A 13,903-nucleotide genomic window follows, 5' to 3' on the forward strand; every position below is an offset into this window, starting at 1 on the left:
CCGAGAGGTATGACGCGTGCGAGCGGGGAGCAAGCGGACCTGCACGCTCCCGTGCGCATCGGTGAAAGAGGTTGCTTCAGGTGCGGGCGGAGCCGCGCTGGCGGTAGCGGTCGAGCGCCACGGCGCCGATGATCACGAGCCCCTTGATGATGTATTGCCAGATGTCGGACACGCCGAGCAGCACGAGGCCGTTGGTCAGCACCGCGATGATGAGCGCGCCGATCAGCGTGCCGACGATCGAGCCCACGCCGCCCACGAAGCTCGTGCCGCCGAGAATGACCGCGGCGATGGCGTCGAGTTCGTACGACTGGCCGAGCTGCAGGCCGTTCGCCGCGTAGAGCCGGGCAGCCGACATCACCGCGCCGAGCCCGGCGAGCACGCCCGATGCCGCGTAGACGAAGAGCTGGATGCCCCACACCTTGATGCCCGAGAGGCGCGCCGCTTCCGGGTTGCCACCGACCGAGTAGATCCGCAGGCCGAGCACGGTGCGCCGAAGGATGAACCACGAGAGCACCACCACCGCGATCGCGATGATCACGAGCCACGGCACGCCGAAGAGCGTGTCGTTGCCGATGAAGGCGAAGGGCAGTTGCGGGTTGAAGATGGTCGTGTCGTTGCCGATCAGCCGCGCGATGCCGCGCACCGCGGTCAGGGAGCCTAACGTGACGATGAAGGGCGGCAGTTTCAGGAGCGCGATCAGCGCGCCGTTGACGAGGCCGAAGCCGAGCCCGACGAGGAGCGCCGCCGGAATGCCGAGGTAGCCCCAGCCGGGAATGTTCGACGTGATGAGCGCGACCACCGCCGCCGCGGACAGGATCGAGCCGACCGACAGGTCGATGCCGCCAGTCAGAATGACGAAGGTCATGCCGGCCGCGAGCACGACGTTGATGGACGCCTGCTGCGTGACGATCGAAATGTTCTGCAGGCTGAAGAAGCCCTCCGTCACCACGCCGAAGCCGATGCACAGCAGGATCAGCACGGGCAGCATGCCCGCCGTGCGCATCAGCGTCTGCATGCGTTCCTTGTGCTCGATGCGCGACTGCCGCTGCGACTGGCTCTGCGCGTTCGCCGCTACGGCGTCGGTGTTCGGCTGCTTGATGGGGTTGCTCATGTCGTCCTCCTGAAATGCGTATCTGTGTCTCGTATCTGCGTCTTGTTGCGGGCTCACGCGGCGAGCGCGGGCCGCGAGCCGGTTGCCAGCTCGATGATGGCTTCCTGTTCGATGGGCTTGCCGGTGTATCCGCCGAGCTCGCCCGCAATCTCGCCTTCGCGCATGACGAGCACGCGGTCGGCCACGCCGATGATCTCGGGCAGTTCGCTCGAAATCACGATGATGCCCACACCGGTGCGCGCGAGCTCGTTGATGATCCGGTAGATCTCGGACTTCGCGCCGATGTCGACGCCGCGCGTCGGCTCGTCGAGAATCAGCACGCGCGGCTGCGTTTCCAGGAGGCGCGAGAGCAGCACCTTCTGCTGGTTGCCGCCGGAGAGCGCCCCCGCGTTCACCCGCGCGTTCGGCACGCGGATGGAGAGCGAGGCGATCGCGTCGCGTGCGCGGGACGCGCCCCGGGCGAGGTCGAGCACGCCCATGCGCGCGTCGCGGCTGCACACGGCCACGTTGATGTTGTCGCGCACGCTCATGTCGAGAAAGAGCCCCTGGCCCTTGCGGTCTTCGGTGAGATAGACGAGGCCGGCGTCGATTGCGTCGCGCGGCGTGCGCACGTTGAGCGGCTTGCCGTCCATCGACACCTCGCCGCGCACGCGCGGCTCCGCGCCGAAGATGAGGCGCGCGAACTCGGTGCGCCCCGCGCCCACCAGCCCGGCGATGCCGAGCACCTCGCCCGCGTGCAGATCGAGGCTGCAGCCGCGCACGCGGCCTTCGTCGGCGATGTCGCGGGCCTGCAGGACCACCTTGCCGGGATCGTAGGGCGCGTGCTCCTTCTTGTAGAAGCCTGAAATGTCGCGGCCCACCATCATGCGCACGAGGCTTTCCGCCGACAGTTCGTCGCGCGTGAGCGTGCCGACGTACGAGCCGTCGCGCAGCACGGAGACGCGGTCGGAAAGCTCGTAGATCTCCGCCATGCGGTGGCTGATGTAGATGATCGCGATGCCTTCGGCGCGCAGCGTGCGGATCAGCTCGAACAGGCGGTCCGTCTCGCGCGAGGAGAGCGGGGTGGTCGGCTCGTCCATCACGAGGATGCGGGCGCGGGCATGCACGGCCCGCGCGATCTCGACGAGCTGCTGCTCCGCGATCGACAGGTCGCCCACGAGCGTATGCGGCTTGAACGATGCGCCGAGGCGCTTGAGCACATCCTCGCAGCCGCGCTCCATGCCCGCGCGGTCGACGAGCCCGAGCAGGCCGCCCTTTTTCAGTTCGCGCCCGGCGTGGATGTTTTCCGCCACCGACAGATTGGGCGCGAGGCTCAGTTCCTGGTAGATCACCGCGACGCCGAGCGCGCGGGCCGCGAGCGGACCGTCGATCACGGACACCTCGCCCTCGATCAGGATCTCGCCGCCCGGGTCCGCCTGGTAGGCGCCGGAGAGGATCTTCATCAGCGTGGACTTGCCCGCGCCGTTTTCGCCCATCAGCGAATGCACCTCGCCGGGGTAGACGGTAAGGCGCACGTTGTCGAGCGCGCGCACACCGGGAAACGTCTTGCTGATGCCGCGCATCTCGAGCAGCGCGGGCCTCGCCTCATGACTGGACATGGTTCACCTCATTCGATTGGGCACCGGCACCCTTGAGAATCCCCGCTCGCGGAGAAAAGTTGAAGTACATCGGCAGCGTGGCGGCGCCGATCGCGCCCGCGTCCGTTCCGAACGTGCCGCGCACGAGCGCCGGGACGCCGCGCGATTCCGGCGCGTTGGCCGTCATGGTCGCGTGCAGGCGTTCGATCAGTGCGTCGAGCAGCCCGGCGTCGATGTCGGCGTCGAGCACGACGACCGGCACGTCCAGCACGCACAGCATCGCGCGCAGGGCCGGGGCGAGGGCGTCGACGCAATCTTCGAGCCACTCGTCCACGGCCGGCAGACGGCGCGCGACGCAGGCTTCGAGCTCCGCGCGCGTGCCGACCGGCGCGCCCGTGTAGCGCAGGTGGCGTGCCAGAGCATTGAGCGACGCGCGCGAGAGCAGGATGTCCCACTGGCCCGCCGGCTGCGGCGCCGACGGCAGGCGGCTCGGCGGCACCGGCATCACGCCGATGTCGCCCGCATTGCCGCTCACGCCGCGCAGACAGTCGCCGTCCACCGCGATGCCGCTGCCGATCGCCGGGCCGAGGAACAGGTAGATGAAGTCGTTGCGCTGCCGCCCGCAGCCGTAGAAGAGTTCCGCGATGGCGGCCGCGTTGCCGTCGTTTTCGTTGAACACGGGCAGCGCAAGGGCGCGTCCGAGCGCGGCCGGGAAGTCCATCTCGTCCCAGGCGCGAAACGTGTCGGACGGCAGGCCGAGCTCGCGCAGCCAGCTGCCGAGATTGAACGGCTGCGCGATACCCACGCCCGCGAGCCGCTCGCGCTCGTCCCGCGTGAGCAGCTGGAGCATGCTGCGGATGTCGCGGGTCAGGAAGTCGAGCACTTCGTTCGGGTGGGGCAGAAGCATGTCGTACGACGTGCGCGCGAGCACCGCACCCGCGAAGTTCACGAGCACCGTCTCCACGCTCGTGCGCCCGAGCCGCACGCCGACACCGAACGCGCCGCGCGGATCGAGCCGGATCAGCGCCGCGGGCTGCCCGCGCTGGCCTTCGAGGCGCCGTCCCGTGAACTCGATCAGCCCCGCCTTGCCGAGCGAGGTGATGATGCTGCCGACCGCGGTGCTCGTGATGTTGGCGTGGCGGGCGAGGTCCGCTTTCGATGCGGGCTCGGTGCGCCGCAGCGCCTGCAGCAGCAGGCGCTCGTTATAGCGGCGCACATTGGCCGAGTTGCTGCCCTGGCCGATATGAGGACTTCTCACGCTTGGTGTCTCCGGGACCCGATCGTCTGGGCGAATAAATAAATCACGTTGATTTATTTAATACCGCATTGGACGGCCTGTACAGGAGGGAAATCCCGGGGGGACACGTAAGCTGGCGAAAATGGCTGTACGCATGTACAGTATCGGCCATCTGGATCAGGGATATTCGACGCGTGAGCGCCCGCTTTTTACCGACCGCAGCCGGCTTTTACCGTGAAGCGCGGCCTGTGCCAGCCAGTCATGAAACCCCCGGCAACCGATGAGCGCTGACACCCGCCGCATCGCGCATCTGGACATGGACGCGTTTTATGCGTCCGTGGAATTGCTGCGCTATCCGGAATTGCGCGGCCAGGCGGTCGTGATCGGCGGCGGGCGCAACGCCACGCCCGAAATGCTTCCTGACGGCAGCCGCCGCTTCAGCCGCCTGCGCGACTATGCGGGGCGGGGCGTCGTGACCACGTCCACGTACGAGGCGCGGGCGCTCGGCGTTTTCTCCGCCATGGGCATGATGAAGGCGGCGCAGCTCGCGCCCGATGCGATCCTCCTGCCCACCGACTTCGATTCCTACCGCCATTACTCGCGGCTCTTCAAGGCGGCCGTCGCGGCGTTCACGACGCAGATCGAGGATCGCGGCATCGACGAGATCTATATCGACCTGACCGACCTGCCGGACGATGCGAGGACGCTCGGCGCACGCATGAAGCAGGCGGTGCGCGACGCGACCGGGCTCACGTGCTCGATCTGCATCGCGCCCAACAAGCTGCTGGCGAAGATCGGCTCCGAGCTGGACAAGCCCGACGGGCTCACCATCCTCGGCGCGGACGATCTTGAGCGGCGCATCTGGCCGCTGCCCGCGCGCAAGGTGAACGGCATCGGGCCGAAGGCGAACGAGAAGCTGGCGGCGCTCGGCATCGTGACGGTGGGCGATGTCGCCGCCGCCGACCCCGGGCTGCTGCAGGCGAATTTCGGCCGCACCTATGCGGCGTGGCTCGCCCGCATCGCGCAGGGCGAGGACGAGCGGCCGGTCGTCGTCACGTCGGAGCCGAAATCGATGAGCCGCGAAACCACCTTCGAGCGCGACCTGCATCCGCGCCATGACCGCGCGGCGCTGTCGGCGGCGTTCACGGGGCTTTGCGTGCGCGTCGCGGAGGATCTCCAGCGCAAGGGGTACGTGGGGCGCACGGTCGGCATCAAGCTGCGCTTCGACGATTTCAGGACCGTCACGCGCGACCTCACGCTACCGTCGCCCACGGCCGATTCCGCGACCATCCGGCGGGCCGCCACGGAATGCCTCAAGCGCGTGACGCTGGACCGCAGGCTGCGTCTGCTCGGCGTGCGTGTGAGCACACTCGGCGACGAGCATCAGAGCGTCGCTCCGGAGCCTGTGCAGAGCGAGCTGCCTTTCGATTCGGGCGAGTGAGGCGAGAGCCCGGCGCGTTCATTCGGCCGATCCGTTGCGACCGGTCCGGAGCGGCATCCGTTCAGGCATCGTGCTGCCTCCCTCGCCCGGTCAGGTTCACGAAGCGAGCGGCGAGTTCTTTCGCAAGGCCATCGCCATCGCCTGCAATGCGACGAGATACCCGTCGACGCCCAGCCCGCAGATGACACCGGTCGCCGCCCGCGAGACCAGCGAGTGGCGATAGGTCTCGTCGCGCTTGTGGATGTTGGTGATGTGCAACTCGATCAGCGGGCGCTGCACGAGCTTGACCGCATCGAACACGGGCACCGACGCGAAGGAGAACCCCGCCGGATTGATGATCACGGCGGCGTCGCGCTCGAATGCTTCCTGCAGCCAGTCCACCATCGTCGCTTCGCTGTTGGTCTGCCGGAACTCGCAGGCGAGGTCCAGCTTGTCGGCCAGCTCTTCCACTGCCTGCTGCACGCGCGCGAGCGTGGTGGTGCCGTACAGATGCGGTTCGCGCTTTCCCAGCATGTTGAGGTTTGAGCCGTTCAATACATATACGAGTTCGGTCATTGTGGTGCTCGATTGTCTATAGGGGCCAAATGTACGTGGTGATCCGGGCTTCGCGAGCCGGGCGCTCAGTGGCTGTTGCTTATGCTCGCCGAGGGAAAGCCCTCGTCGCCGGCGAGGGTCGCGGCCGAGTCGGTGCGGTTCATGTCGATGCCGAGCGTTTCAGGGGCGGTAAGAATCGCAATGAGCGAGATGACGTTGAACGCGACGCATACCGCGACCACGCCCCATGGCGAGCCGTTGCTGATCGAAAAGAGCCATACGGCGAGCACGGGCATGGGGCCGCCCGCGATCAGATTGGCACCGGTGTAGGCAAGCGCCGAGCCGGAATAGCGCACGTTGGTCGGGAATGCCTCGGCGAACGCAACCGGTTGAATGCCGCTCTGGAACTGCGTGAAGCCGAGGAAGAATCCCATCGCCGCGAGCATCGGAAGGAAGCTTCGGGTATCGAGGATCTGGAAGTACACGAAGAGCATGAGCAGGGTCGCCACCGAACCGATGGCGAGCGCCTTTCTCCGGCCGATCCGGTCGCTCAGCATGCCCCCGGCGAGCGCGCCCGCGATCGCGCAGACATTCGCGCCCATCAGCAGGAGGAAGCCGGTCTGCTTCGGCACGGCCAGCGTCTTCGTGATGTAGCTCAGGGAAAACACCACGATCAGATAGAAGATCGCCGCGGGGCCGCAGAAGAACAGCATCCAGCGCAGCACGGTGCGCCAGTGAAGGCGCAGCACGTCGCGCAAGGGGCTTGCGACCTGTACCACCTGCGTCTTGCGCAGTTCGACGAACGCAGGGGTCTCGCTGACCTTCAGCCGGATATACACGCCGACCACGATCAGCACGAAGCTGAGCAGGAACGGAATGCGCCAGCCATAGGAGTCGAACGCTTCGGCCGACATGACGGATGCAAGCAACAGCAGCGCGCCGTTCGCCATGATCTGGCTGAGCGGCGAGCACAGCCCGAGCAGGCCCGAGTACTTGCCGCGCCGGTCGGGGCTCGCGTGTTCGATCGCCATCAACTGCGCGCCCGTCGACTCGCCGCCGAGCGCGAAGCCCTGCAGGATGCGCAGCAGGACGAGCAGCATCGGCGCCCACACGCCGATGCTCGCGTACGTCGGCAGCAGGCCCATCAGCACCGAGGAGAGACCCATCAGCGAGACGGTGCCGAGCATCAGGTTGCGGCGTCCGAGCTTGTCGCCGAGATGCCCGCAGATGATCGCGCCGAGCGGCCTGGCCGCCAGTCCCACGCCGAACGTGGCGAGCGAGGCGAGCAGCGCGGAGGTCGAATCCATCGCGGGGAAGAAAAGCTTCGGCAGGACGGTCGCCGCCAGTGCGCCGTAGAGCGTGAAGTCGAACCATTCCAGCGCCGTGCCGACGGCCGCAGCCGTCACGGCGCGCGTGCGCATCGCCGCGTGCGCTTGCTGTACACCTTGAGTCATGTCGTCTCCTCTTTCGTCCCTGCGCGGGACGCGTTCCGATTGCCGGCGCTTGGCCGCACATGCTGCGGCGGCACTGCCGGTCAGGTCATCTGTCGTGCGGCCGCGCTGTCGTCAGTGCAACCGTGATCCGAGCTTATCACCGGCCGGTGGGACATCGTTCCAGGCTGGAATTTCATCTCATAATGTGCAAAGATCGGTGCCCATCGCCCCAAAAAGGCATCTGGAGACCGACATGCCCGGCGTCACCGAGCGCACGCTTGCCATCCTCGAATACCTCGCCACGCAGATGGAGGGCACGCCGCTCGCCCTCATCTCCGCCGAGCTCGACATCCCGCGCAGCGCGTGTCACCGGCTGCTGGCCGACCTCAAGCAGTGCGGCTACGTGCGGCAGTTGCGCGAGCATGGCGACTACGTGCTCACGACCAAGCTCGTGGGCATCGGGCTCGGCTTTCTCGCCACGTCGGGCATCGTGGATATCGCGCAGACCATGCTCGATCGCCTCGCCGATACATCGGGCGAACTGGTGCGGCTCGCGATCGTCGACGGCGACAGGCTGACGTGGGTCGCGAAGGCGCAAGGCGCGCTGAAGGGACTGCGCTACGACCCCGACATGGGCATGGACACGATCCTTTCGTGCAGCGCCACGGGTCACGCATGGATGATGACGATGAGCGACGAACGCGCGCTCGAACTGGTGTCGCGCCAGGGTTTCGGGCAGCCGAAGGAGTACGGTCCGAAGGCGCCCACGACGGTGAGCGGCCTGCTGAAGTTCATTCACGCGGCGCGCGAGCGGGGCTATGCCACCATCAACGAGGTGTTCGCCCCGGGCATGACCGCGATGGCCGCGCCGGTGCAGCGGCGGGGGTATCCGGCCATCGGCGTGATCAGCATTGCCGGGCCGCTCGTGCGTCTCGACGAGAAGCGCATGGCGAGCCTCGGGCCCACGCTGCTCGCGGCTGCCTCCGAGCTCGCTGCTGCAAGCAACGCATCGCCTCTGTTCAACCGGGTGCGTTAGCGCGGCGGTTGGCCGGACGCGTCGCGCGAAGCCGTGTCACCGGGGGATGATGCGCTCCGCCTTCAGCCGGTCGAAGAGCGCAAAGAACGCGTCGGGCGTGCTCTGATAGTCGAGGAAGCCCGCCTTGCGGCTCTTTGTCATGTCCGTGAGCACTTCCATCGGGCGGCCGAGGTCGGCATCCGTGTGCCACCACGACGCCAGCCTGCCGAGATCCGCTTCCTTCAGATCGAAGCGTGCCGCGATCCCGGCCCAGCGCGGCCCGGCATCCTGCATGCGCGGTTCGAGCGGACGCGTCTCGCCGTCGAAGGGCGCCGCCTCCACGCCGAAGTAGTCCGCGATACGCGACCACATCCACTTCCAGCGGAACACGTCGCCGTTCACGACGTTGAAATCCTCGTTGCGCGCATTCGCCGATGTGGCGGCCCACTCTAGATGCCGCGCGAGCAGACGGGCGTCGGTCATGTCGGTGAGGCTTTCCCACTGCGCGCGCGAGCCGGGGAAGACGAACGGCTCTCCGGCCGCCTTGCAGAGCGTCGCATAGACGGCGAGCGTCACGCCCATGTTCATCGCGTTGCCGACAGCAAAGCCGATGATCGTATGCGGACGGTGCACGCTCCAGCCAAAGCCGTAGCGCTCTGCCGCCTCGAACAGGCGGTCTTCCTGCTCGTAGTAGAAGTTCTCGACCGGCTGGCGCCCCTGTTCTTCGCGAAACGGCGTGATCGGAACGGCGCCTGTCGCATACGCTTCGAACGGCCCGAGATAGTGCTTGAGCCCCGTGACGAGCGCGGCATGCGACACGCCACCCGCGGGTCCGAGCGCGTCGAGCACGTTGCGCACCATGCCGCCGTTCACGCGGATGTTGTCCTTCTCCGTCGCCTGGCGCGCCCATGCCGCGAAGAACACGTGGCTGAATGTCCTGCCCGCCAGCGCGCGGCTGACGGACTCCGGTGAGGTCAGGTCGGCCGTGACCGGTTCGACGGCTGACGGCTGCGCCGTGCGTCCGCGCGATAGCCCCGAGACGTGCCAGCCTGTCGTGACCAGCTGGTCGGCGAGATTGCTGCCGACGATGCCGCTTGCGCCAATGATGAGTGCCCGTTTTTCCATGAGAGTGATGTCAAGAGTTGAGGTCTGTGCCGCGGGGTGGTTCTGCGACCGGTTTTTGTCCTTGCCCCGAGGGTGGAGTGCGTCCAAGCGAAAATGGTCAGACGCCGTTGAACGAACGCTGATCGGGCCGCACGCCGTCAAAAGCCATCTGCAGTAGGCTGCGGATCGCTTCGTATGAAAGCGGCCGCGGATTGAAATACGGGGCACGCATCGCGACTTCCGCCGCGTGATCCAGATCGCCGCGCGCAAGGCCGAGCGCCGCGAGCGATTCCGGCGCGTCGAGCCGCCGCGCGAGGTCGTGGAGCGACGCAGCGGGGTCGCGCGTGTCGAGCGCCCGGGAAAGCCGCGATGCGGCCTCGGGCGCCGCCGGAAGATTGAAGGCCATTGCATAGGGCAGGATGACGGCGTGCGTCTCGGCATGCGGCAGGTTGAACGAACCGCCCAGCGTGTGGCACAGCTTGTGATGCAGCGCCATGCCGACATTGCCGAGCACCGTGCCGCACAGCCATGCGCCATATTGCGCCACCTCGCGCGCGTCGAGATCGTCCGGGCGCGCGCGCAGCGACGGAAGCGCCGACGCGAGACTGCGTATGCCTTCTTCCGCGAACATCGACATCACCGGATTCGCGTCCTGTGCATAGAGACCCTCCGCCGCATGCGCGATGGCATTGAGTCCGCTCGTCGCGGTCAGTCCCGCGGGCAGCGTGAGCGTGAGGCGCGCGTCGTAGATCACGGTTCGCGGCAGCACACGGTAGCTCTTGCCCGTCTTTTTTTCGTTGCCCGAGGTCATGCCGTAGATCGGCGTGACTTCGGAGCCCGCGTAAGTGGTCGGCACCGCGACGATGGGCAGCGACGTTTCGAGCGCGATCGCCTTCGCCAGGCCGAGCGTCGAGCCGCCTCCCGCCGCGATCAGGCCGTCGGCTTCCCTGGCGCGCGCGATGTCGACGCCCGCCTGCGCGATCTGAGCGGGAACATGCATGACGGCGCCGTCGAAGATGTCAAGGCAGCGCTCGCCCGCCAGCTTGCGAACGCGATCGGCAAGGAAGCGCTGCTCCGGCGTCGACAGCACGAGCGCGCGGCGAATGCCCAGCTCGTCGAGTTCCTCGCCCAGCCGCTCGAGCGAGCCCGGGCCGAACACGATCCGCGCCGCGCGGCTGTTGTAGGTGAACGGAGTCATGATGAACGGTTGAGGATGAAATCGAATTCGAGCGTGCTGAAGGGCGTATTCATGCGCGTTCCGTCCGGCGCCACGCCTTCCTCGTGGGGTATCCATTGCGCGACGAGCGAGGACCGGACGCCGAACACCGCATCCGAATCCAGGTACTTGTCGCCATCGCGGAAGACGTGCGTGACGAGGCGTTCATAGCCGGGCGCCGTGATCATGAAATGCAGGTGCGCCGGCCGCCACGGATGCCGGCCGAGCGCATCGAGCATGCGGCCGACCGGACCGTCATGCGGAATCGGGTAGGGCTCCGCCACGATCGAGCGGAAGTGATAGCGGCCGTTTGCGAGACTGTGCAGCACGCCTCGCGCCCGGTGTGCATCGTCGCCCGCATGCTGCACGTCATAGAAGCCATCCGCATCGGCCTGCCAGACTTCGATGCGGGCGCCCGCGACGGGCTCTCCGCCCAGTCCCCTGATGAAGCCGGATACGAAGCAGGGTTCGCCCCGCGCGCCGTTCGCCACGTCGTCGCCGTTCTGATATTCGGGCGCGCCTTCGACGAAGAACGGCCCGAACACCGTGGCTTCCGTGCAGCCCAAAGGCTTGCGGTTCGCCATCGCCGTGACGAGGGTCGAGAGACCCAGCGTGTCCGAGAGCAGGATGAACTCCTGCCGCTTGTCGTCGGTGAAATGGCCGACGCCGGTCAGAAACTGGATGCCTTGTTCCCATTCGGCTTCGGTCAGGTTCACTTCGCGTGCGAACGCGTGCAGATGCCGCACGAGACTCGTGACGATGTCCTTGAGCCGCTCGTCCGTCGCGTGTTCGAGGCGCGCCAGAACGGCTTGCGTGATCGTGTTCTCGTCGAGATTGCGCATGGCTGTGTTGTCCGTGTCAGGTGCGTGCTAACGATTATCGACCCGTTTGAGAAACGGGCGGATGTCCACAGTGCGCCAGATTCCGGCCTCGTTGAAGGGATCGCTGCTGTTGAACCGCATCACCTCGGCGATATCGTCGGCTTCATACAGGAAGAAGCTGCCGATCATCGTCTGCTGGTCGCCCGCAAGCAGGGGTCCCGACATGATCGTCCTGATGGGCGCCTTCGCCAGATAGGCCTTGTGAGCCTCGTAGTGGGCGAGGCGTCGTTCGACCATGTTGTCGTGGTCCAGACAGTAGACAGTGAAATGCATGGAAAACTCCGGAGAAGTTGAATGTTTTCGAACGGGACGCTGGATGTTCGGCTGCTTCGGCATTCACCGCTCGATGCCCGCAGCCGCTTCCACCGCGCGCACGATTGAAAAGAAGTCCAGTTCGGCGCCGTCGCCGCTCGCGTAGCGGGCGAACTGCTCGCGCACGAGCGAGGCGGCGGCCATCGGCACGCCGGCGGCATGACCGGCGTCGACGACGAGCGACATGTCCTTGAGCATCTGCCGCGACGAGAAGGCCGGCGAGAAGTCACGTTGCTTGAGCGGCTCGAGCTTGTACTTGACGAGCGGCGACGCAGCGACGCTGTCGCCGATCACCGTCAGCATCTCGACCCAGTCGAGACCGCCTTTTTTCCCGAGCGTGAGCGCCTCCGCGAGCAGCACGGCCGTCGAACCGACCAGGTGGTTGATGGCGAGCTTCAGATAGCGCGCCTCTTGGTCCGCCCCCACGTAGTACTGGCGGGCGGAGAACGCCTCGAATACCGGCCGCGCACGCTCGAATGCGGCCTTCGGGCCGGAGGCGAACACCGTCAGTTGCGCCTTTTCCGCGAGCACCGTACTGCCCGACACCGGCGCCGCGATGAAGCCCACCGGGCGAGCCTGCGCTGCATCGCGCACGGTTTCCGAAACCGCGGGTGAAACCGTGCTCATGTCGATGTACACGGCGCCATCGCGTGCGTTCGCGATCACCCCTTGCGCTCCGAGCGCGACTGTGCGCAACGCCGCGTCGTCGGAAATGATCGAGAAGATGAGCTGCGTCGAAGCGGCGAGGCCGGCGATATCCGCCGACGCGCGCGCGCCGAGGCGAGCGAGTGCTTCCGCGCGTGTCGGGTCGACGTCGTACACGGTGACGTCGAATCCCGCCTTGAGCAGATTCCCGACGATGGGCATGCCCATCTTGCCGAGACCGATCCAGCCGATGGCCGGCTTTTTCTGCGTACCTGTTTCAGTCATGCGAATCTCCAGCGCCGTGTTTCGCGCTATCGTGCTTGAGGGTTGATCAGAATCTTCATCTTGTCGCTGCCTTTGTCGCTCAAGACATCGAAGCCCTTGGCCACGACGTCGTCCGCATCGATCAGATCGTGAATGAGCTTCTCGACCGGAAATTTTCCGTTCGCGATCATGCCGATGATGCGCGGCCAGATCGTCACCGGATAGCACCACGTTCCCTCGATGCGAATGTCCTTCAATGACCATTGCATCGGATCGACGCTCGCGCCGCCCACATGCAGGCCCGCCTGCACGACGGCGCCCGCGGAGCGCACGGCGTCCACGCATGCATTCAATGCATGCTGGTTGCCCGCGCATTCGATCGCGACGTCCACGCCCACGCCTTCGGTCAGGTCGCGGATCTTCTGCGGCAGTTCGCCATCGGACGGATCGAATATCTGCGACGCCACGCCGAAGCCGGCCATCTTCGCGGCGCGCGCGGGGTTCGGGTCGCTCACGTAGATCTTCGACGCACCGGCCGCATGGCAGGCGAGAGCGGCCAGCACGCCGATCGGGCCCGCGCCCGTGATCAGCACGCTCGATCCGACCGTGACGCCGCCGCGATCCACCGCATAGAGCGCGACGGCGGCCGGCTCGATGAGCGCGCCCTGCTTGTCGCTCACGGTGTCCGGCAGCTTGTTGGCGTGATAGTCGTTGAGCACGGTGTACTCGGCCATGCCGCCGCCGTCCCAGCTCAGGCCGACGCATCCCATCTTCGTGCAAAGGTGGCGCAGGCCGCGCAGGCAGTAGTAGCACTCGCCGCATGACGCGAGCGGCATCACCGAAATGCGGTCGCCGGGCCGCACGTTCTTCACGTCCTTGCCGACCTCGAGCACTTCTGCGCTGAACTCGTGGCCGAGCACCTGCGGCGCCTTCGCGCCGGTCAGCGCGTGCGGCTCGGTCGGCACGACGATCGGACCGGCCTGGTACTCGTGCAGGTCGGTGCCGCATATGCCGCACCACATCGGCTTCACGATCATCTGGCTTGCACCCATGTTGCTCGGGTCTGGCACGTTCTCGACGCGAATGTCGTGTGCGCAATGAAAACGGACTGCTCGCATGTCTTTCCTCCTGTT

The 13,903-nt window shown here is 66.6% G+C and carries 13 protein-coding genes; 2 read left to right on the forward strand and 11 right to left on the reverse strand.

What is annotated here, in order from left to right:
• Positions 1-76: 76 nt before the first annotated feature.
• Genes BG61_RS06750 through BG61_RS06760 form a run of 3 tightly spaced genes read right to left on the reverse strand, consistent with a single transcriptional unit; the run spans position 77 to position 3,946 of the window.
• Positions 77-1,111 (reverse strand): ABC transporter permease subunit, encoded by a 1,035-nt coding sequence (locus BG61_RS06750; RefSeq protein ID WP_035930846.1) that lies wholly within the window; start codon positions 1,109-1,111, stop codon positions 77-79.
• A gap of 53 nt (positions 1,112-1,164) precedes the next feature.
• The gene (locus BG61_RS06755) at positions 1,165-2,709 is read right to left on the reverse strand and encodes a sugar ABC transporter ATP-binding protein (RefSeq protein WP_035930845.1); all 1,545 of its coding nucleotides are present in this window, start codon (positions 2,707-2,709) and stop codon (positions 1,165-1,167) included.
• Positions 2,696-3,946 (reverse strand): ROK family transcriptional regulator, encoded by a 1,251-nt coding sequence (locus tag BG61_RS06760; RefSeq protein ID WP_035930843.1) that lies wholly within the window; start codon positions 3,944-3,946, stop codon positions 2,696-2,698. Before BG61_RS06760 ends, BG61_RS06755 begins: the two co-directional genes overlap by 14 nt.
• A gap of 259 nt (positions 3,947-4,205) precedes the next feature.
• On the opposite strand from BG61_RS06760, the gene dinB reads away from it, so the two are divergent.
• Entirely contained in the window at positions 4,206-5,366 is a 1,161-nt protein-coding gene (gene dinB, locus BG61_RS06765) for a DNA polymerase IV (protein ID WP_035930841.1), read from the forward strand.
• Positions 5,367-5,462: 96 nt separating this feature from the next.
• Here dinB and BG61_RS06770 read toward each other — a convergent pair whose 3' ends face one another.
• Both BG61_RS06770 and BG61_RS06775 read right to left on the reverse strand, forming a co-directional pair.
• Positions 5,463-5,921, reverse strand: a complete 459-nt coding sequence (locus BG61_RS06770; protein WP_035930840.1) for a type II 3-dehydroquinate dehydratase — start codon at positions 5,919-5,921, stop codon at positions 5,463-5,465.
• Positions 5,922-5,986: 65 nt separating this feature from the next.
• Positions 5,987-7,354 carry an MFS transporter gene (locus BG61_RS06775; protein ID WP_035930839.1) on the reverse strand — a complete coding sequence of 456 codons (1,368 nt, stop codon included), beginning with the start codon at positions 7,352-7,354 and terminating at the stop codon, positions 5,987-5,989.
• A gap of 232 nt (positions 7,355-7,586) precedes the next feature.
• On the opposite strand from BG61_RS06775, the gene BG61_RS06780 reads away from it, so the two are divergent.
• Positions 7,587-8,369, forward strand: a complete 783-nt coding sequence (locus BG61_RS06780; RefSeq protein WP_035930838.1) for an IclR family transcriptional regulator — start codon at positions 7,587-7,589, stop codon at positions 8,367-8,369.
• Positions 8,370-8,405: 36 nt separating this feature from the next.
• Here the strand turns inward: BG61_RS06780 and BG61_RS06785 are convergent, their stop codons facing one another.
• The 6 genes from BG61_RS06785 to BG61_RS06810 all read right to left on the reverse strand — a co-directional run bounded on the left by BG61_RS06785 (position 8,406) and on the right by BG61_RS06810 (position 13,888).
• Positions 8,406-9,473: an SDR family oxidoreductase gene (locus tag BG61_RS06785; RefSeq protein WP_035930836.1), complete on the reverse strand. Its 1,068-nt coding sequence runs from the start codon at positions 9,471-9,473 to the stop codon at positions 8,406-8,408.
• Between the two features lie 97 nt (positions 9,474-9,570).
• On the reverse strand, positions 9,571-10,650 hold the full coding sequence (locus BG61_RS06790) for a maleylacetate reductase (RefSeq protein WP_035930835.1): 1,080 nt from the start codon (positions 10,648-10,650) through the stop codon (positions 9,571-9,573).
• Entirely contained in the window at positions 10,647-11,510 is an 864-nt protein-coding gene (locus BG61_RS06795) for an intradiol ring-cleavage dioxygenase (RefSeq protein WP_035930834.1), read from the reverse strand. The genes BG61_RS06790 and BG61_RS06795 overlap by 4 nt, the downstream gene beginning before the upstream one ends.
• 27 nt (positions 11,511-11,537) lie before the next feature.
• A complete protein-coding gene (locus BG61_RS06800) occupies positions 11,538-11,822 on the reverse strand; it encodes a YciI family protein (protein ID WP_035930832.1) in 285 nt (94 codons plus the stop codon).
• 63 nt (positions 11,823-11,885) lie between these two features.
• Positions 11,886-12,791, reverse strand: a complete 906-nt coding sequence (locus BG61_RS06805; RefSeq protein ID WP_035930831.1) for an NAD(P)-dependent oxidoreductase — start codon at positions 12,789-12,791, stop codon at positions 11,886-11,888.
• A 26-nt stretch (positions 12,792-12,817) separates the two neighbouring features.
• Positions 12,818-13,888, reverse strand: a complete 1,071-nt coding sequence (locus tag BG61_RS06810; RefSeq protein ID WP_035930829.1) for a 2,3-butanediol dehydrogenase — start codon at positions 13,886-13,888, stop codon at positions 12,818-12,820.
• Positions 13,889-13,903: the final 15 nt, after the last annotated feature.

This window comes from Caballeronia glathei, from assembly GCF_000698595.1.
In the GTDB taxonomy this organism is placed as follows: Bacteria; Pseudomonadota; Gammaproteobacteria; order Burkholderiales; family Burkholderiaceae; genus Caballeronia; species Caballeronia glathei.

What these genes read in the sequence shown, in the direction of transcription:
- BG61_RS06750 (WP_035930846.1), bottom strand. Translation starts at nt 1,111, where the DNA reads ATGAGCAACCCCATCAAGCAGCCGAACACCGACGCCGTAGCGGCGAAC.
- BG61_RS06755 (WP_035930845.1), bottom strand. Translation starts at nt 2,709, where the DNA reads ATGTCCAGTCATGAGGCGAGGCCCGCGCTGCTCGAGATGCGCGGCATC.
- dinB (WP_035930841.1), top strand. Translation starts at nt 4,206, where the DNA reads ATGAGCGCTGACACCCGCCGCATCGCGCATCTGGACATGGACGCGTTT.
- BG61_RS06770 (WP_035930840.1), bottom strand. Translation starts at nt 5,921, where the DNA reads ATGACCGAACTCGTATATGTATTGAACGGCTCAAACCTCAACATGCTG.
- BG61_RS06775 (WP_035930839.1), bottom strand. Translation starts at nt 7,354, where the DNA reads ATGACTCAAGGTGTACAGCAAGCGCACGCGGCGATGCGCACGCGCGCC.
- BG61_RS06780 (WP_035930838.1), top strand. Translation starts at nt 7,587, where the DNA reads ATGCCCGGCGTCACCGAGCGCACGCTTGCCATCCTCGAATACCTCGCC.
- BG61_RS06785 (WP_035930836.1), bottom strand. Translation starts at nt 9,473, where the DNA reads ATGGAAAAACGGGCACTCATCATTGGCGCAAGCGGCATCGTCGGCAGC.
- BG61_RS06790 (WP_035930835.1), bottom strand. Translation starts at nt 10,650, where the DNA reads ATGACTCCGTTCACCTACAACAGCCGCGCGGCGCGGATCGTGTTCGGC.
- BG61_RS06795 (WP_035930834.1), bottom strand. Translation starts at nt 11,510, where the DNA reads ATGCGCAATCTCGACGAGAACACGATCACGCAAGCCGTTCTGGCGCGC.
- BG61_RS06800 (WP_035930832.1), bottom strand. Translation starts at nt 11,822, where the DNA reads ATGCATTTCACTGTCTACTGTCTGGACCACGACAACATGGTCGAACGA.
- BG61_RS06805 (WP_035930831.1), bottom strand. Translation starts at nt 12,791, where the DNA reads ATGACTGAAACAGGTACGCAGAAAAAGCCGGCCATCGGCTGGATCGGT.
- BG61_RS06810 (WP_035930829.1), bottom strand. Translation starts at nt 13,888, where the DNA reads ATGCGAGCAGTCCGTTTTCATTGCGCACACGACATTCGCGTCGAGAAC.